Origin of the sequence: Leifsonia sp. A12D58, assembly GCF_047530025.1 — a bacterium.
In the GTDB taxonomy this organism is placed as follows: domain Bacteria; phylum Actinomycetota; class Actinomycetes; order Actinomycetales; family Microbacteriaceae; genus Cryobacterium.
The window spans coordinates 868,590-886,471 of the sequence record NZ_JBLJAT010000001.1 but is presented as its reverse complement, the minus strand read 5'-3'; the positions used below and the strand labels follow the sequence as shown (position 1 = coordinate 886,471).

19 protein-coding genes and 1 tRNA gene are annotated in these 17,882 nt (G+C 62.4%); 11 read left to right on the top strand and 9 right to left on the bottom strand.

From position 1 onward, the window contains the following. Positions 1-3 precede the first annotated feature (3 nt). Positions 4-990, bottom strand: a complete 987-nt coding sequence (locus tag ACMT3I_RS04315) for a DUF2332 domain-containing protein (protein WP_414803201.1) — start codon at positions 988-990, stop codon at positions 4-6. Positions 991-1,139: 149 nt separating this feature from the next. Between ACMT3I_RS04315 and pepN the strand changes: the two genes are divergently transcribed. The 4 genes from pepN (at position 1,140) to ACMT3I_RS04295 (ending at position 7,195) form a co-directional block, all read left to right on the top strand. Further along, a complete protein-coding gene (gene pepN / locus ACMT3I_RS04310) occupies positions 1,140-3,698 on the top strand; it encodes an aminopeptidase N (RefSeq protein ID WP_414803200.1) in 2,559 nt (852 codons plus the stop codon). Positions 3,699-3,800: 102 nt separating this feature from the next. Then, a complete protein-coding gene (locus tag ACMT3I_RS04305; RefSeq protein ID WP_414803199.1) occupies positions 3,801-5,057 on the top strand; it encodes a mechanosensitive ion channel domain-containing protein in 1,257 nt (418 codons plus the stop codon). Then, the gene (locus ACMT3I_RS04300; RefSeq protein WP_414803198.1) at positions 5,050-5,481 is read left to right on the top strand and encodes a globin; all 432 of its coding nucleotides are present in this window, start codon (positions 5,050-5,052) and stop codon (positions 5,479-5,481) included. The genes ACMT3I_RS04305 and ACMT3I_RS04300 overlap by 8 nt, the downstream gene beginning before the upstream one ends. A 52-nt stretch (positions 5,482-5,533) precedes the next feature. After that, positions 5,534-7,195 (top strand): FAD-binding dehydrogenase, encoded by a 1,662-nt coding sequence (locus ACMT3I_RS04295; RefSeq protein ID WP_414803197.1) that lies wholly within the window; start codon positions 5,534-5,536, stop codon positions 7,193-7,195. On the opposite strand, the gene ACMT3I_RS04290 is transcribed toward ACMT3I_RS04295, so the two are convergent. Next, positions 7,196-7,876, bottom strand: coding sequence for a hypothetical protein (locus ACMT3I_RS04290; RefSeq protein WP_414803196.1), 681 nt, complete (start codon positions 7,874-7,876; stop codon positions 7,196-7,198). Between the two features lie 69 nt (positions 7,877-7,945). On the opposite strand from ACMT3I_RS04290, the gene ACMT3I_RS04285 reads away from it, so the two are divergent. Both ACMT3I_RS04285 and ACMT3I_RS04280 read left to right on the top strand, forming a co-directional pair. Next, the gene (locus tag ACMT3I_RS04285; RefSeq protein ID WP_414803195.1) at positions 7,946-8,824 is read left to right on the top strand and encodes an acyl-CoA thioesterase; all 879 of its coding nucleotides are present in this window, start codon (positions 7,946-7,948) and stop codon (positions 8,822-8,824) included. After that, positions 8,821-9,315, top strand: coding sequence for a Rieske (2Fe-2S) protein (locus ACMT3I_RS04280; protein WP_414803194.1), 495 nt, complete (start codon positions 8,821-8,823; stop codon positions 9,313-9,315). Before ACMT3I_RS04285 ends, ACMT3I_RS04280 begins: the two co-directional genes overlap by 4 nt. Before the next feature lie 43 nt (positions 9,316-9,358). On the opposite strand, the gene ACMT3I_RS04275 is transcribed toward ACMT3I_RS04280, so the two are convergent. The 5 genes from ACMT3I_RS04275 to msrA all read right to left on the bottom strand — a co-directional run bounded on the left by ACMT3I_RS04275 (position 9,359) and on the right by msrA (position 13,426). Then, positions 9,359-9,898 carry an acyl-CoA thioesterase gene (locus tag ACMT3I_RS04275; protein ID WP_414803193.1) on the bottom strand — a complete coding sequence of 180 codons (540 nt, stop codon included), beginning with the start codon at positions 9,896-9,898 and terminating at the stop codon, positions 9,359-9,361. An 11-nt stretch (positions 9,899-9,909) separates the two neighbouring features. Then, complete coding sequence (gene ettA / locus ACMT3I_RS04270; protein WP_414803192.1) at positions 9,910-11,592, bottom strand: energy-dependent translational throttle protein EttA; 1,683 nt, start codon at positions 11,590-11,592, stop codon at positions 9,910-9,912. Between the two features lie 5 nt (positions 11,593-11,597). Continuing rightward, positions 11,598-12,110: a DUF6993 domain-containing protein gene (locus ACMT3I_RS04265; protein WP_414803191.1), complete on the bottom strand. Its 513-nt coding sequence runs from the start codon at positions 12,108-12,110 to the stop codon at positions 11,598-11,600. Positions 12,111-12,148: 38 nt separating this feature from the next. Next, positions 12,149-12,676 (bottom strand): single-stranded DNA-binding protein, encoded by a 528-nt coding sequence (locus ACMT3I_RS04260; protein ID WP_414803190.1) that lies wholly within the window; start codon positions 12,674-12,676, stop codon positions 12,149-12,151. Positions 12,677-12,901: 225 nt separating this feature from the next. Continuing rightward, entirely contained in the window at positions 12,902-13,426 is a 525-nt protein-coding gene (gene msrA, locus ACMT3I_RS04255) for a peptide-methionine (S)-S-oxide reductase MsrA (protein WP_414803189.1), read from the bottom strand. Between the two features lie 17 nt (positions 13,427-13,443). Here msrA and ACMT3I_RS04250 point away from each other — a divergent pair, with 17 nt between their 5' ends. From ACMT3I_RS04250 to ACMT3I_RS04235, 4 genes are all read left to right on the top strand, one after another. Further along, positions 13,444-14,451 carry an aldo/keto reductase gene (locus ACMT3I_RS04250; protein WP_414803188.1) on the top strand — a complete coding sequence of 336 codons (1,008 nt, stop codon included), beginning with the start codon at positions 13,444-13,446 and terminating at the stop codon, positions 14,449-14,451. A 3-nt stretch (positions 14,452-14,454) separates the two neighbouring features. After that, positions 14,455-15,402, top strand: a complete 948-nt coding sequence (locus ACMT3I_RS04245; RefSeq protein WP_414803187.1) for a DMT family transporter — start codon at positions 14,455-14,457, stop codon at positions 15,400-15,402. Between the two features lie 77 nt (positions 15,403-15,479). Continuing rightward, a complete protein-coding gene (locus ACMT3I_RS04240; RefSeq protein ID WP_414803186.1) occupies positions 15,480-15,704 on the top strand; it encodes a hypothetical protein in 225 nt (74 codons plus the stop codon). Positions 15,705-15,787: 83 nt separating this feature from the next. After that, positions 15,788-16,540 carry a hypothetical protein gene (locus ACMT3I_RS04235; RefSeq protein WP_414803185.1) on the top strand — a complete coding sequence of 251 codons (753 nt, stop codon included), beginning with the start codon at positions 15,788-15,790 and terminating at the stop codon, positions 16,538-16,540. Positions 16,541-16,576: 36 nt separating this feature from the next. Here the strand turns inward: ACMT3I_RS04235 and nadE are convergent, their stop codons facing one another. Next, positions 16,577-17,398 (bottom strand): ammonia-dependent NAD(+) synthetase, encoded by an 822-nt coding sequence (gene nadE / locus ACMT3I_RS04230; protein WP_414803184.1) that lies wholly within the window; start codon positions 17,396-17,398, stop codon positions 16,577-16,579. Positions 17,399-17,474: 76 nt separating this feature from the next. Here nadE and ACMT3I_RS04225 point away from each other — a divergent pair. Then, positions 17,475-17,547: transfer RNA gene (locus ACMT3I_RS04225), tRNA-Arg, on the top strand. A gap of 26 nt (positions 17,548-17,573) precedes the next feature. Here ACMT3I_RS04225 and ACMT3I_RS04220 read toward each other — a convergent pair. Continuing rightward, the gene (locus ACMT3I_RS04220; protein ID WP_414803183.1) at positions 17,574-17,834 is read right to left on the bottom strand and encodes a thioredoxin family protein; all 261 of its coding nucleotides are present in this window, start codon (positions 17,832-17,834) and stop codon (positions 17,574-17,576) included. Positions 17,835-17,882: the final 48 nt, after the last annotated feature.

Here is a 17,882-nt window from a genome sequence, read left to right as displayed (position 1 = left end):
TCGCTACGCATTCAGCCAGCGCAGCGTGCGTCCGTGCGGTTGCGTGAACGCCAGCGGCATCGTGTCGAGCGATAGAACGAAGTCACTCGCTACGGCTGGCAACTCATGTAGCTGCTTCGCCACACCGGGCACGACAGTGCGCCCCTCGTTCGCCAGCCAGCGCACCGGCAAGCGAGCCATCGTCACCGCGAAGCGCTCTCGAGCGTCTTCGTCGAGGTAGGCGAGCACCACAGTGTGAAAGACAACAATCGTGGCGCCTGCCGGTGCACGCGCCACCAGTTGCTCGATCGTGTCGTTGAGATCGCCACGCACTATCTCGACCGGTTCAGCTCTGGCTATCGTGATCGCAGCAGCCAGGCGCGCACGCCGGTCGTCGTGCTCAGGCCAGATCAGCGCATCAAGCCAGGCGACATCCGCTTCATTTCGCACATCCAACGGATTCAGGTCGATTCCTGCCCGCCAGATCACCTCGGGCAGCATGTCAGGAATTGGGACTGGGCCGCTGACTGCGCAGTCCAACACAACGGCGCTCTGTCCAGTCTGTGGGTGCAGCGACACCTCGGTTCCGTCTGGCCGGTGATATCGATAACTGTAACGATCGGGATACAGGCACAGTCCAGCGGATGCCCCCACCTCGATCAGCGCAAGCGGCCCGTCGAGTGCGGCGAGCGCCAGCAGCAGCGTGGCGCAGCGACCAGCTTCATTGGTCTGCGTCGCGTGGGTGAGGCAGGTGTTCTGGACCTCATCCCAGTGCTCAGCGAGCCAATGGGCGAACGTTTCATACGAACCCGCTCCCGCTCCGTGAAGGCGTGCGGCACTGAAGACAAGGTTGGGCTGGCGCTTGGCGGCCGGCAGCCGGTTGATGAACGCGATTGTCTGTGGATCCACTGCCACGCCATGCGCCCAGGCTTCGTAGCAGGCGCTCATACCGCGCGCTTCGACATCAGCGAAGGCGCGATATCGTTCTGCCGTTGCCGCCGTGGGATCCATGCTGGCCTTCATCAGCTGCCGCCCATGCCTGCACACTAACCCCGTGGTGGGTGATCATGGCCATGCACCTGATGATCATGGCTAGGCTTGATCATCGTGCACCGCCGCCACGAGCGCTGGTGAGTCGTTGAATCGAATTGGAGAAATCGTTGCCCGGAGAAAACCTGACCAGGGTCGAAGCCCAAGAGCGTGCTGCGCTCGTTGCAGTTACCAGCTATGACGTCACGCTCGACCTGACTACCGGGCCTGAGACGTTCGCCAGCACCACCACGGTGAAGTTCACCGCAACCCCAGGCGCCTCGACATTCATCGACGCCATCACCAAGACTGTCCACTCAGTCACCCTGAACGGAACCGCCCTCGATCCCGCAGTCGTGAGCGATGGCATCCGCATTCAGCTTGATGGCCTGGCGGCAGAGAACGAACTGACCGTCGTCGCCGACGCGCTGTACACCAACACCGGTGAGGGACTGCACCGCTTCGTCGACCCCGTCGACCAGGAGGTTTACCTCTACAGCCAGTTCGAGGTGCCTGACTCTCGCCGCATGTTCGCCGTCTTCGAGCAGCCTGACCTCAAGGCGACGTTCGCGTTCACAGTGACGGCCCCGGCCGAATGGGAAGTCGTCTCCAACTCGCCGACTCCTGTTCCCACTGACGCAGGCACGACTGAGGCCGGCGCAGCGCGCAAGACCTGGGCGTTCGCTCCCACTCACACCATCTCGAGCTACATCACTGCACTCGTCGCCGGCCCGTACGCCGTCGTGCGCAGCGAATTGACGTCACGCGATGGCCGCACGATCCCGCTCGGCGTCTTCAGCCGCAAGAGCCTGTCTGAGTTCCTCGACGCTGACTACATCTTCGAAAAGACCCGTCAGGGCTTCGCATACTTCGAGGAGAAGTTCGACTACGCGTACCCATTCGACAAGTACGACCAGCTTTTCGTTCCCGAGTTCAATGCCGGAGCAATGGAGAACGCCGGCGCTGTGACGTTCACTGAGACGTATGTCTTCCGCTCCAAGGTGACGGATGCCATCAAGGAACGCCGCGTCGTCACGATCCTGCACGAACTCGCCCACATGTGGTTCGGCGACCTGGTCACCATGAAGTGGTGGAACGACCTGTGGCTGAACGAGTCGTTCGCAGAATGGGCATCGACGATCGCGACGGCAGAAGCCACGGAGTGGACCGAAGCCTGGACCACCTTCGCCGCTATGGAGAAGAGCTGGGCATACAAGCAGGACCAGCTGCCGTCGACCCACCCCATCGTTGCCACGATCAACGACTTGGAAGACGTGCTCGTTAACTTCGACGGCATCACGTACGCCAAGGGCGGATCAGTACTCAAGCAGCTCGTCGCCTGGGTCGGCATCGACGCGTTCTTCGCCGGTGTCGCCGCGTACTTCAAGAAGCACGCCTGGGGCAACACCGAGTTGAGCGACCTGATGGTCGAGCTCGAGGCCGCCAGCGGACGCGACCTGTCTGAGTGGACGAAGCTGTGGCTCGAAACGGCAGGCGTCAACACGCTGCGCCCCGAGATCACGCTCGACGACGACGGAGTCATCACCGGATTCACCGTGCTGCAGACTGCTGCCGCCGACTACCCGACGATCCGCCCGCACCGTCTGGCCATCGGCATGTACGAGCTGCAGGACGGCAAGCTCATTCGTACCAACCGCATCGAGCTTGATGTCGACGGCGAACGCACTGATGTCGCAGAGTTGGTCGGTCACACCCGCCCAGCGCTCATCCTGCTCAACGATGACGACCTGGCATACGCCAAGATCCGTCTTGACGAGACCAGCCTGAACGTGGCGATCGAAAACCTTGCAGCCATCGAGAGCCCGCTTGCGCGTTCACTCGTCTGGGGCTCGGCCTGGGATGCGACGCGCGACGCAGAGACCGCGCCGCGTGATTTCGTACGCCTGGTGCTGAACAACATTGCGACGGAGACAGAGTCGACGACGCTCCGCACGGTTCTCGGCCAGCTGGTGCTGACGGCGACGAGCTACGTCACTTCGGCGCACCGCGACGCGATCGTGGCCGAGGTCGGCGATGCACTTCTCGAGCTTGCACGGGGAGCAGAAGCCGGCAGTGACGCACAGTTCCAGTTCGTGAAGTTCTTCGCCTCTGTTGCGTCGACTCCCACGCAGCTCGCTGCGGTGTCAGCGCTGCTGAACGGTACCGAGAAGCTCGATGGACTCGAGATCGACACCGATCTGGCCTGGGAGCTGCTCATTGCGCTCGTCGCCGGTGGAGTTGCAGGGGCTGCAGAGATCGATGCTGCCCTCGCTGCCGACAACACGGCAACCGGTGCACAGTCGGCTGCACAGGCTCGCGCAGCGATCCCAACGGCAGAGGGCAAGCAGGCGGCCTGGTCGTCGCTCATCGACGTGGACACCGCGCCGAACACCATCGTGCGCGTCACGGCAGCAGGCTTCCTGCGTGCTGATGACACCACGCTGCTCGAACCGTTCGTCAGCGCATACTTCGACATGCTGCAGCCGATCTGGGCGTCGCGTTCATACGCGATCGCTGAGAAGCTCATTGTCGGTCTCTACCCGTCGCCGCTGGTGAACCAGGAGCTCGTCGACAAGACGCGCGACTGGCTCGACGCCAACTCAGAGCCAGCAGCACTTCGCCGCCTGATCGTTGAGAACCTGGCCGGTGTTGAGCGCGCCCTTGCCGCTCAGGAGCGCGACGCGCAGTAGTTTCTCCGCGCTAGAAAGCCAGATGGCCCGACCAGAAATGGTCGGGCCATCTGGTGTTGGCTCAGGGTTCGCACAAACCACGCTCAGTAGAATGGCGACCATATGGACGACACATTCTGGAATTCAGTCGAGGTCTTTTTCGATACCCCGTTCCTCGGCCCACTTGTCAGTATCATCATCATCATCGTTGTGGCATTTGCGGTGCGCTGGGTACTGCACTTCGCGATCGAACGTGTTGTCAGGCAGATCGTCTCTGGCGCCAAGAAGAAGCAGAACGTCAACGACACCCAATCGCTTCTGGCCTCGCCGCTGGCTGCCGTCAGGCTCGTCCAGCGCACCCGCACGCTGGGCTCAGTCCTCAGCAACATCGTCAACGTCATCCTGCTCGTTGTCGCTCTCATCCTGATCGTCAACGAGATCGACAGCAACATCATCGGTTCATTCGCCCTGCTGACCGCTGCACTCGGTGCCGGTCTCGGTTTCGGTGCCCAGAACATCGTTAAAGACGTCCTGAACGGCCTGTTCATGGTGATGGAGGACCAGGTCGGTGTCGGAGACGTCGTCGACCTCGGCCCGGCAACCGGTGTCGTCGAATCCGTCGGCATCCGCATCACGCAGGTGCGCGACGTGAACGGCACGCTCTGGTTCGTACGCAATGGTGAAATCCTGCGCGTCGGAAATATGTCGCAGGGCTGGTCACGAGTCATCGTCGACCTCGCAGTTCCGTATGACACCGACGTCGATGAAGTGCAGGCCTCAATCCTGCGCATCGCACTCGACATGGCCGCCAGCCCCAAGTGGCGTTCTCGCATCATGGAGCGCCCGGAGATCTGGGGTCTCGAGTCGATCTCTGACGAGGCAATGATCATTCGCGTCGTGGTGAAGACTCGCACAACGGCCAAGGACGATGTCGGCCGCGAGCTTCGCCTGCGCCTGAAGAAGGGGCTTGACGAGCTCGGCATCCAGTTGCCGTCGCTCAACACTGTCGTGCTGACCGGGTTCGAGAACGCGGGAAGCGTGATGGGCGCCAAGCCCCCGCGTACCCGTCCGATTCCCGTTTCTGAAGAACCCGTTCTCACTCCCAAGCAGGCCAGGGCCAAGGCGCGGGCAGATCGAGCCCAGGCCGCGAAGGATGCAGCGGACAGAGACGCCGCAGCGAAGAACATCGGTTCACCGACGGCGATTTCGCCCTCCAGGGATGCCCGCAGCATCAGCACAGTGCAGAGCCCCACGCAGAAGACTGATGCACAGAAGCCTGCTGCATCTAAGCCGGAATCACCGAAGCCGGAATCACCGAAGCCAGCCAACAAGCCGGCCCAGAACCCATCCAACCCGAACCCGAAGGCCACCGATGAGTGAGAAGTCCGGAATCCACCTGCGCGACGGTGAGAACGGCGCTGCCGTCACACCGAGCTTCTACGAGCAGGTCGGCGGTCGACCGTTCTTCGAGCAGTTGGTCAGCCGCTTTTACGAGGGCGTTGCCGGCGACCCTGTCCTGAAGCCGATGTATCCAGAAGAAGACCTCGGTCCAGCGGCCGAACGCTTCACCATGTTCCTCGAGCAGTACTGGGGCGGACCGGGCACGTACAGCGAACAGCGTGGCCACCCGCGTCTGCGAATGCGGCACCAGCCGTTCAAGGTGAACCCCGATGCCCGCGATCGCTGGTTGCTTCACATGAAGAATGCGCTCGACACGATGGAACTTCCGCCACTGCAGCGGGACCAGTTGTGGGATTATCTGGACAGGGCAGCGCACGCCATGCTCAATACATTCGACGACTGAGTCCCAGCTCGCCGTTTCAGATCCGCGCACCATTGCCGACAAGGGAGTCGCATTGAGCACACCACCATCAACAGCCGATGTCATCGTTGTGGGAGCGGGGCTGGCCGGTCTCGTCGCAACAGCTGAGCTCGTCAAGGCAGGCAAGCGGGTGCTTCTGGTTGACCAGGAGCCCGCCGCCTCCCTGGGCGGACAGGCGTGGTGGTCATTCGGAGGGCTGTTCCTGATCGACTCACCCGAACAGCGGCGCATGGGTGTGCGGGATTCGCTGCAGCTTGCGACCCAGGACTGGTTCGCCAGCGCCGGCTTCGACCGTGAAGAAGACGCCTGGCCGAAACGCTGGGCCGAGGCTTACCTCAACTTCGCGGCAGGCGAGAAGCGCGCCTGGCTTCATGAGAAGGGGGTACGGTTTTTTCCCGTCGTCGGCTGGGCGGAGCGTGGTGGGTACACCGCGCTTGAGCACGGCAACTCTGTGCCTCGTTTTCACATCACCTGGGGTACAGGCCCCGGCGTGCTTGCACCGTTCATCGCCGAGGTACGCGACGGGGTCGCTGCAGGGTTGGTCACGATGCTGCATCGGCACAGGGTCGACGAGCTCATCGTCGAAAATGGAGCTGTCACCGGCGTGCGGGGAAGCCGACTCACTCCGAGCAATGCTGTGCGTGGCGCTGCGAGCTCACGCGAGGCGATCGGTGACTTCGAGCTGTGGGCATCCGCTGTCATCGTGACCAGCGGCGGAATCGGCGGCAACCACGACCTCGTTCGCAAGCGGTGGCCTGCCCGGCTCGGCACGCCACCGAAGACAATGCTCTCCGGCGTGCCTGCGCATGTCGACGGACGGATGCTCGGCATTGCCGAAGAGGCGGGCGCCACGCTCATCAACGGCGACCGGATGTGGCACTACACCGAGGGCATCACCAACTGGGATCCGGTGTGGGCCGCCCACGGCATCCGCATTTTGCCCGGACCGTCGTCGTTGTGGCTTGACGCAACGGGCAAGCGCCTGCCTGTTCCGCTCTTTCCTGGGTTCGATACCCTCGGCACCCTCGAACACATTCAGAAAACCGGATACGACTACAGCTGGTTCGTTCTCACTCAGAAGATCATCGAAAAGGAGTTCGCGCTGTCGGGCAGTGAGCAGAACCCCGATCTCACCGACAAGGATCTCAAGCTGCTCGCCAAGCGCGTCACTCCCGGCGCCCCAGGCGCCGTTGAGGCGTTCAAACGTCACGGGGTCGACTTCGTGGTTGCCGACACCCTGCCGGAGCTCCTGACGGGCATGCAGCGGCTCTCCCCCGAGGTCACGATCGACGCAGCCAGGGTCGAAGCCGAGATCCGCGGGCGTGATCGCGGACTCGACAATGACTTCTCGAAGGACGCCCAGATCAACGCGATCAGGCAGGCCAGGCACTATCGCGGCGACAAGCTCATCCGTGTGGCGAGCCCGCACAAGCTGCTTGATCCGAAGGCCGGTCCGCTCATTGCGGTCAAGCTGCACATCCTCACCCGCAAAAGCCTGGGTGGGATTCAGACCGACCTGTCGGCTCGGGCTCTCGGCGCTGACGGCACGCCTATTCCAGGCCTGTACGCCGCAGGAGAGGCCAGTGGCTTCGGCGGCGGCGGCGTACACGGCTATCGCTCACTCGAAGGCACATTCCTGGGCGGATGCCTGTTCTCCGGGCGCACGGCCGGCCGCGCGGTGGTTGCGGCGCTGTAGCTAGGAGTTCAGCGACCAGGCCTTGCGCTTCACCAGGACGTGTCCGCGACTCGTGCTGAGGCGTGTCCAGGTTCCGGTGTCGAATAGATTGACAGGATCGCCGTCGGCCAGGAACCCGAGGCTGAATGCAGCGAATCCGGCACCGGCGGGCACGTGCTCGAGCGCGTCGATGGGACGGCTCCACACATCGGAGCGCACCCGCTGAACGAGCTGTTCGCCCGTCCCGGTCGGGATCGCAGCCGCGACCTCATCGATCCCTGCACGTGCAGCAGATTCCAGAACCGCGGCATCCGTCTGGCCCAGCGCCTTCCAGCCGCCGCGCGGCGGTGAGATCCCGGCCCAGGTCACGGTGTTGACCTGCAGGGGAACAGAGATCGAAACGGGTTCATCCGATTCCTCGCCGTTCAGCGTCTGCAGGCGGGCTACCCGATCGAGCAGCGATCGCACAGGAACAACGACATCGAGGTCGACCTGTTCACTGAGCGCGAATGTGCGCAGACCCAGCACCGTTGGGCTGGTGTCGAGCAACCCGCGCGGATACAGAATCGCGGTGTAGACGGCGAGGACGCCGGCTGCCGAAATCAGGCGCACCGAACCGTCCTCGACTCGACTGGCGCGCGACAGGTATACCTGCAGGTCACGAAGGGAGAGGGAATCTGTAAGAGAAAATGACTGGCTCATCTGCTGTCTAAACTACCAAGGTAAGTTGTGGTTTGCGCCGCGTCGGCAGCGCTCGGGTCAGGAGACAGCATGGACAAACCGATTGAAGCCCTTCTCGCGGCCCTGGATCTGACCGATACCGGCGCACGCACCAGCGAAGACATCTTCACAGGCCCGTCCCAGTGGATGCCACAGGGACGCGTCTTCGGCGGGCAAGTGCTTGCCCAATCGCTGGTTGCGGCGATGCGCACAGTGCCTGACGATCGACATGTCCACTCGATGCACGGCTATTTTCTTCGCCCTGGCGACGTCAACCAGAACATCACCTTCTCGGTCGATCGCATCCATGACGGCAGATCGTTCTCCACCCGGCGCACGCAGGCGTATCAGGATGGCGTGCCGATCCTCTCGATGATCGCCTCGTTCCAGGACGACGACGAAGGCCTCGAACACCAGATCGAGATGCCGGCCGACCTCCCCGACCCCGAGTCGTTGCCGACCGCCGCAGACTCCCTCTCGCAGGTCGATCACTCGATCGCCAGGTACTGGGCGACTGAACGCCCGTTCGACATCCGTCACGTCCCCTCCCCGATCTACCTCTCGGTCGACGGTGAGCACACCGCCAAGCAGGCCGTGTGGATGAAGACCCTCGGCCCGATGCCTGACGACCCAGACCTGCACAGGGCAGCACTTGCGTATGCGAGTGACTATTCGATCATGGAGCCCGTGATGCGCCGCCACGGGATCGCCTGGATCGAGCGTGGCCTCAAGGTTGCCAGCCTCGACCACGCCATGTGGTGGCATCGCTTCGGCCGTGTCGACGAATGGATGCTCTACGTTCAGGATTCGCCGTCAGCGCAGGGTGGTCGCGGACTGGCGACAGGCAGCATCTACAGTCGGAGCGGCATTCTGCTCGCCTCGGTCGCCCAAGAGGGCATGGTGAGGGTTCCATCCAACAAGGAGGCATGATGGCCAACGCAGCCCAGGTTCCACGACGCACGATTCTGCTTGGTACCAGCGTTGCGGGCGCGGCACTTGCCCTGGCAGCCTGCTCCAGTCCTGAGCCAGACACCGGCGCGAGCCAGACAGCTCAGGCGACGACGTCACCAACTGCTGAAGCACCGACTCCTGAATCACCAGCTACTGAAGCACCCCCGGCCGAGTCTCCTGGTGCAGCGATCGCGAAGCTCTCCGACATCCCGGTGGGCGGATCGATCTCCGCAGTCCTCGACAACGCGCCGATCATCATTTCGCAGCCCACTACGGGAAAAGTAGTGGCGTTCAGCGCTATTTGCACTCATCAGGGATGCAAGGTCGCCCCAGCCAAGAAAGAGCTCGATTGCCCGTGCCACGGCTCGCGATTCAACTCGACGACGGGCGAGGTGATCGCCGGGCCTGCCAAGAAGCCACTGCCAGCTGTCGCCGTCAGCGTGAGCGGCGATGAGGTCGTCGCAGGCTGAGCGCACCCAGCTGATCCCTGCTGGTCCCAGATGGTCTCTGGGCTTAGCGACGCCTGAATTCGATCGGCTCGTCCAGGTATGGCGTCCATGCGGCGCGCTCAGTGTCGTTAATTCGTCGCGGCCGATCACTGGCCGCATCGACGAGCACGATTGTGGTGCTTGCCCTGGCGTACAGCACAGAGGGATCGACACCGACGGGCGACCAGACCTCGTAACAGACCTCGAGGCTGGCACCGCCCAGTTTGCCGAGCCAGAGGCGCACATCGATCGGCTGCCTGAGGTAGGGCACCGGCGCCAGATGCTCGATCTCCTGGCGGGCGATGAGCGTCAGCGTATCTGCGCCTGGCCGGCCGTCGAGAACAGCAGTACTGGCTCCAATAGCCGTACTGGCCCCGACGGCCGTGCTCGCGCCGGCTGCTGGCCGGTCGGCCGTATCGAAAAAGACAGAACCGTTTTCTTCGTCGGTCAACCAGAATGCCTGGATGCGCGCCTCCTCAAGGAGGCGCAGCATCTCAGCATTGTTGACGTGCCCGTACGCATCGAGGTCAGACCATCGAAGCCGAATGGGCACGTGCAGTTTCATCGGTTGGCTACTTAGTCGCGCGTCAGCTTGCGGTAAGTGGATCGGCTCGGCTTTGCCGCATCCGGACCGAGGCGTTCGATCTTGTTCTGCTCGTACGACTCGAAGTTACCCTCGAACCAGTACCAGTTTGCCGGGTTCTCGTCTGTGCCTTCGTACGCAAGGATGTGCGTCGCGATGCGGTCGAGGAACCACCGGTCGTGTGTGATGACCACTGCACAACCGGGGAACTCGAGGAGCGCGTTCTCAAGCGAACCGAGGGTTTCGACGTCGAGGTCGTTTGTCGGTTCGTCAAGCAGCAACAGGTTGCCGCCCTGTTTGAGGGTGAGAGCGAGGTTCAGGCGGTTGCGCTCACCACCGGAGAGCACACCCGCCTTCTTCTGCTGGTCTGGTCCCTTGAACCCGAAGGTCGAGACGTAGGCACGGGATGGAATCTCGGTCCTGCCGACCTGGATGTAGTCCTGGCCGTCAGAGACGACCTCCCACAGGCTCTTGTTCGGGTCGATGCCGCCACGGGTCTGGTCGACGTACGAGATCTCGACGGTGTCACCGATCTTGAGCTCTCCGCCGTCGAGCGGCTCAAGGCCGACGATCGACTTGAACAGCGTGGTCTTACCCACACCGTTCGGGCCGATCACGCCGACGATGCCGTTTCGGGGCAGCGTGAAGCTGAGGCCGTCGATGAGCACACGGTCATCGAACTGCTTCTTGAGGTTCTTCGCGTCGATGACCTGCGAACCGAGGCGCGGGCCGACAGGAATGACGATCTCTTCGAAGTCGAGCTTCCTGGTGCGCTCGGCCTCTGTGACCATCTCTTCGTAGCGAGCCAGACGGGCCTTGGACTTGGCCTGACGGCCCTTCGCGTTTGAACGCACCCAGTCGAGTTCTTCGGCGAGGCGCTTCGAAAGCTTGGCGTCTTTCTTGCCCTGAACCTGCAGGCGTTCCTGCTTCTTCTCGAGGTAGGTCGAGTAGTTGCCCTCGTACGGGTACAGGTGGCCGCGGTCGACCTCTGCGATCCATTCGGCGACGTGGTCGAGGAAGTAACGGTCGTGAGTGACGGCCAGAACGGCGCCCGGGTACTTGGAAAGGTGCTGCTCGAGCCAGAGAACGCTTTCGGCGTCGAGGTGGTTAGTGGGCTCATCGAGGAGCAGGAGGTCAGGCTTCTGCAGAAGCAGCTTGGTCAGTGCGACGCGACGCTTCTCACCACCTGAGAGGTTTGCGACCTCGTAGTCACCCGGCGGCGTTCGCAGTGCATCCATTGCCTGCTCAAGCTGGGAGTCGAGGTCCCACGCGTCGGCGTGGTCGATCTCTTCCTGCAGAACGCCCATCTCGGCGAGCAGGGTGTCGAAATCGGCGTCGGGCTCGGCCATTGCAGCTGAGATCGCGTTGAACCGGTCAAGCTTGGCCTTGATTGGGCCAACGCCTTCCTGCACGTTTTCGAGCACAGTCTTGGTTTCGTCGAGTTCCGGCTCCTGCATCAGGATGCCGACCGAGAAGCCAGGCGTCAGCTTGGCCTCACCATTGCTGGGGGTGTCGAGGCCGGCCATGATCTTGAGAATGGTCGACTTTCCGGCACCGTTCGGGCCAACGATGCCGATCTTGGCACCGGGGAAGAACGACATTGTGACGTCGTCGAGGATGAGTTTGTCGCCAACCGCTTTGCGGGCGCGGACCATCTGGTAAATGTATTCGGCCATAGTGCCTACCAGTCTATTTGGCGAGTGGCCCCAACGAGACACGTTCCGGTACCGAGTAGTGGAGCAACCATGCTCTGGACGCCGCCGCTGGCCGGTCCGTACTGGCCGACGAGGCACTCTCCGTTGAAGGCGACAGAAAACTGCACGGAGTCTGCGGCGAGGTCGACACTTGTGGTGTCGGCGGTGACCTGCATTGCCGCCCTGTCGAATCCGCCGACCACGAGTGCATCGACGAATGCCCGGCCACCCGCGTTGGAATCGGCTTCGACGACGGTGCCAGCGACCGAGGTGAAGTACTCGAGGTTGTCTGCGGCGCTCTTCTCTGGCGCTAGCACCAACGCCACGGGGGGCGCTTCCTGCGCGGCAGCCTCGGTCGGCGTCGGCGTCGGCGCCTTCGTCGGCTGTTCAACCGGCGCAGTCGTGCAGGCGGAAAGTCCGAGCGAACCAAAGACCACCAGCGCTGCTGCACACGTCTTCAATGCGAATGTGCGGCCAGATTGCGTGCGAAGTCCCGACACACTCGTCCTTTCCTGGCCGCATGGTGCGAGCCTGCTGGCTACGATTCTAAGCTGGCAAACCCGCTCGTCCCCGTTGGAAGAAATCCGTCGCCGGTGCGCACCTCGTCGTCAGTATCAGGATCGATGACGTCGGCAAGGGAATCATGTGCGTCAGTGCCGGCATCCGCCCACTCATGCTGCTCTGCCTGCTCCGAACCGTGACGAGAGCCAGGCGGTGCAGGAATCGTAGTGCTGGTGCACCAGTACAGGTCGTGCCCGATCGAGTCGGCGATGATCTCGATATTCGTGCCCTTACGCACACCGTTGTCCCAGGGAGTGAGACGTAATTCCCCCACCACGATGACGTGGTCACCCACCTTCAGCGAGGTGACGACGTTGTGCGAGAGGTGCCACTGGGCAGCAACCCTGTACCAGTTCGTACCGCTGGTGATCCACTTCTGGGTCACCTTGTCACGCTGCCGAACATCGGTCGCCAGGCTGAAATTGCAGACGATCAGGCCACCGCCCGTCACCACCTGAACCGGCGCCGACCCCACTTTTCCCCTCAGGGTGATCACGTCACTCATAGAGCTCTCCCGGCACGACGTCGTGCGCCGGACGTGGTCCGGCAGTTGTACAGAACGGATGCCTGCACGCACAGCCCGGGATCAACCACTCGTGCCAGTTTCGTCGTCCCGGGCTGCGTTCACCCAGTCTCAGACGAAGAAGACCCTGTCAGGTCGGAAGAGTGCACGCCAGTGGATACCCCGGCGCTCTCGGTGCTGTTGGGGAACCGCCTCGACGTATCGCGCCTAGGCGCTGATGTACTCGGAGTATGACTTGCGGATCTTGTTGACCTTGGGAACCGCGACGGCCATGCAGTAGCCCTGGCCTGGATTCTTGGCGAAGAAGTCCTGGTGGTAATCCTCAGCAACGTAGAACGTACCGAGAGGCTCGATGGTCGTCACGATCGGGGCATCCCACCACTCGGACGCACGCTCCTTGGCCGCCTCGAAGAGCTCTTTCTGCTCATCGTTGGCGTAGAACATCGCTGACCTGTACTGGGTTCCGACGTCTGCTCCCTGACGGTTCAGCTGGGTCGGGTCGTGCAGCGTGAAGAAGACATCGAGGATGACGCGGGGCGGGATCACATCGGGATCGAACGTGACGGCCACGGCCTCGGCATGTCCCGTATGACCGGTGCACACTGCCTCATAGCTGGGGTTCGGGTCCGTTCCGCCGGTGTAACCCGATACGACGTCGCTGACCCCGCGAAGAACGCGATAGACAGCATCGAGGCACCAGAAGCATCCGCCTGCAACTACAAAAGTTTCCACCGTCATAGAGTAACCCCATGACCTTTGATGCCTCCCCAGATCGCTACGATTCCATGACCTACCGCCGTACCGGCCGCAGTGGGTTGAAGCTGCCTGCACTTTCGCTCGGTCTGTGGCACAACTTCGGTCACGAACGCCCGATCGAGACCCAGCGCGCGATCCTTCGACGCGCGTTCGACCTCGGCGTGACGCACTTCGATCTGGCGAACAACTACGGCCCCCCTCCTGGAGCCGCCGAGACCAACTTCGGCCGCATCTTCGCCGAAGACTTCCGCCAGTACCGCGATGAGATCATCGTGTCGAGCAAGGCCGGCTACGACATGTGGTCGGGCCCCTACGGAGAATGGGGCTCCCGCAAGCACGTTTTGTCGTCGCTGAATGCAAGCCTCGGCCGCCTGGGCCTCGATTATGTCGATATCTTCTACTCCCACCGACCAGACCCCGAGACTCCCATCGAAGAAACGATGGGAGCACTCGCCACGGCTGTGCAGCAGGGAAAGGCTTTGTACGTCGGTGTGTCGAACTACAGCCCAGAACAGACACGGGCAGCCGCTGCGGCGTTGGCCGAACACAAGATCCCGCTGCTGATTCACCAGCCGCGATACTCGATGTTCGATCGACAGCCCGAAGAGGAGCTGTTCCCCGTGCTCGACGAACTGGGTGTCGGAAGCATCGTCTTCTCCCCCCTCGCCCAGGGCCTGCTGACCGACCGCTACCTCAGCGGCAGCGTGCCGGCGGATTCACGGGTGGCCACCAGCCATTTCCTCTCGGAGAATGCGCTCACCGACACGTACCTGGAACGGGCCAACGCCCTGAACGCCATTGCAGCGGGACGCGGCCAGACTCTGGCCCAGCTGGCCGTCACGTGGATCCTGCGTCAGGACGCCGTCACGTCTGTCCTGATCGGTGCGAGCAGTGTCGCCCAGCTTGAGCAGAACATCGGCGCCCTGGACTTCCCAGCCCTCACTGAGGACGAAATCGCCATGATCGAGCCGTTTGCCGTGCACGGCACAGCCCGAGGCTAACGATTGGGCTACCTGTACGCACTTCTCGCATCGCTGCTGTTCGGGTTGAACGGCAGCACCACCAAGCTCATCGTCGAGTCGGGCATCACGCCCGCACAATTGACGTTGGCGCGAGTGTGCGCGATCACTGTGCTAGCAGGTGTCATTCTGCTCATCACCAACCGACAAGCATTCAGGATCAGTGGCAGGCAGCTCCTGGTGATGGCCGTTCTCGGCATCGCCGGGGTTGCCCTGATCCAGTGGTTCTACGCGCTGGCTATCAGCCTGCTGCCCGTGGGTATCGCGCTGATGTTCGAGTACTCAGGAATCCTGCTTGTCGCCGTCATTGCGCGGTTCCTGTTCAAGGAACGCGTGAAGCCGCGAATCTGGGGCGCGATCGCGGCGGTGCTCGTCGGCATGGCGATCGTCGCGCAGGTGTGGGCCAGCCCGCTCAACGGTCTCGGAGTGCTTTTCGGGATTCTGGCCGCTGTCTGCCTCGCCGTGTATTTTCTGGTCGGCGAACGCCAGGTCACCTCAACGTCTCCCCTGGCTGTCTCGTTCTGGTCGATGCTCTTCGCGAGCGCGTTCTGGTTGATCTTCAGCAGCTGGTGGACCATTGAGCCGGGCACACTCACCGAGCAGATCCCGCTGGGCGGATCTCTCGATGCCTTTGCCGCACCGCTCTGGGGCCTGCTGCTCTGGAACGGCGTCTTCGGCTCGTTTGCGCCTTATCTGCTGTCGTTCATGGCGCTCGCACGCCTCACAGCCACAGCGGCAGGCATCGTGTCGGCATCGGAGGTGATCTTCGCCTTTGCGTTTGCGTTTTTCTGGCTCGGGGAATCACTTGACACCGTGCAGATCATCGGCGCGATCCTGGTGCTCATCGGCATCGTCGTTGCACAGACAGCCCGCTCGAACAAGGTTGTTGACCTCGATCTCGCCAGTCAGCACCTCGCCACGCGGCGCTCCTGATCACAACGTGCAGTGTCGGTGGCTGCTTCTAGCCTGAATTCACATTCACGCGGCCGGCTGACACTGAGAGGTTTTCCATGACCGCAGTACGTAGCATCCAACGATCGCCCGCACTCGTGCAGGTCAAAGACGGCCTATGGAGGGTCGCCGATTCGTCGGGCGCGATTCTCGGACACATCGAACGAAGAGCGGATGCCGACGGCGATCGATTCCTTGCTCGTCGCGTCACAATGGCGGCACGAACCCTCGAGCTGGGCGTCTTTTGGCGCATCGACGACGCCGCAGACTGTTTCAGATCCTGACGTCCAGACCCTCCGTTTCAGGTCTTGTGGCGCGCCGTTGAAACTCCCCGCGAACGAGGGTCAGCGCCGGTAAAGTGCGGCACATGCAGTGGTGGAATAGTTTCGTTGACTGGCTCACAGCAGCCAGCACACTCCCGGTTTTTTATGGCGCGATCATCTTCGTAATTGCGATCATCCTGGCCAGCCTGCTGGCTGCCTGGATCTCTCGTGGAGCTGTTCGCGGGCTCATCAATCAGCGCGATCGCGAGCTGCGCGCAGCGGCAATCGGCGCCCTGGTGGATGCCGCCACCGAGGCCTCCGTGTGGAACTCGCTGACTCCACAGGAGCAGGTGCTTGCGGATCGTGCTGTTGGCCAGGCCGACATCCAGGTTCGCTTGCTTCCTGTGAAGGGTTCGAGCCTTGCAGCGAACTGGGCGGCACACCAACTCGCCGAGTTCAAGCGCACCTCGGCCACCTTCGGCTACCAGCTCGAACCGGCAGTTCTCGAGTTTCGGGACCGCCTCGTCGACTGGCAGCTCAAGCCGTCACGAGCTCGCAAAATCTTCCAGGGCGACCTGGAGCGCTGGAAGGCGCACGGCGCCATTCCAGAGAGCAGCGTCGTCGCAGACCAGGATGCCTGGGTCGCCAAGCAGCACCATGAACAGTTCGCGGCCCCGCTCGCACCGGCAGCGCCTCTCGCAGGTGCGACAGTCGGCTACACGCCTCGTGATGCTGCATCACCGTCAACAGAGACCCAGCGTCTGCTTGACGACGTGCAGGCACTCGAAGTGCGACCGCCTGCAGCAGAGCCAACGGCAGCCGTACCCACGCAGCAAGCCAGCCAGCTAGGCAGCTAGGCGCCTCAGCAACTCAGCACGAACAGACGCCGTGCGTCAGCGCCACCAGGAATCAGCTGGTGACACTGGCGTGCGGCGTTTGTGTTCTGTAGCGAGGTACCGCGCCTCGATTGCATCAGCGACATCCGCGTCGATGTCTGTGCCCTCAAGAAAATCGTCGATGTCCGAATACGACATGCCGAGGTTCGCTTCATCGGTCTGTCCGGGGTTGTGGTCGAGCAGGTCAGCCGTCGGAACCTTCACGTAGAGGCGCTCTGGCGCATCGAGCTCGACGAGCAGCTGCTTGCCCTGTCGCTTGGTCAGGCCCGAAAGTGGCAGGATGTCTGCTCCCCCGTCGCCGAACTTCGTGAAGAAGCCTGTGACGGCTTCTGCGGCGTGGTCGGTGCCCACCACGAGCAACCCGTACTGTCCCGCAATGGCGTACTGGGCAATCATGCGCGACCTCGCCTTGACGTTGCCCTTGTTGAAATCGCTCATCTCTTCACCGAGGCTGTCGGCGAATTCGAGTTCGAAGCCGTCGACGGGGCGCTGGATGTTGAAGGTCACTGACCGTTCCGGCTTGATGAACGTCAGCGCCAACTGGGCATCGTCCTCATCGTGCTGGGTGTTGTACGGCAGCCGAACAGCGATAAACGTGCTTGGAACGCCCTCGTTCTGCAGTTCTTCGTTCGCCAGCTGGCACAGGCGACCAGCCAGCGATGAGTCCTGCCCGCCGCTGATCCCGAGAACGAGCCCCCTGGCACCCGTCTTCACGACATATGCCTTGAGGAAATCGACCCTGCGGCGAATTTCCGCCCCGGGATCAATCGAAGGAGCTACCTGGAAATCCGCGATGATTCGCGCCTGAAGTTCTCGCATGAAACGAATCTACCAATCCGTTGACCACCGGACGCTGCACGAGCGACCTGAATGCTCGTAATAGAATCGATGAGCCGCCCCCGTAGCTCAGGGGATAGAGCAGGAGCCTTCTAATCTCTTGGTCGCAGGTTCGAATCCTGCCGGGGGCACCCTGTACAACCAGCTCACGCTGTTGCTAGATCGCCTTTGCAGCTGCAACAAGCACCTGCGCGAGCGACGGCACTCCCTCTGCCCTGAACACCTCTGTGCCGTCTTCGCTCTTCACGACGACTGTTGGGGTCGACCTGATGCCGCTGGCCTCCGACTCGTCGATGTTGGATGCCACGTCGACGACGCGCACCGTCGCGTTGGGCACGAGACGCTCAACTTCGGCAAGTACCGATCGGGTCTGAATGCACGGGTCACAAAAGGAGGAGGAGAACAGGGTGAGTTCCATGGGTTCCAGTCTAGATACGTGCAGAGAGACTCTGCACTCTCGCCTCCA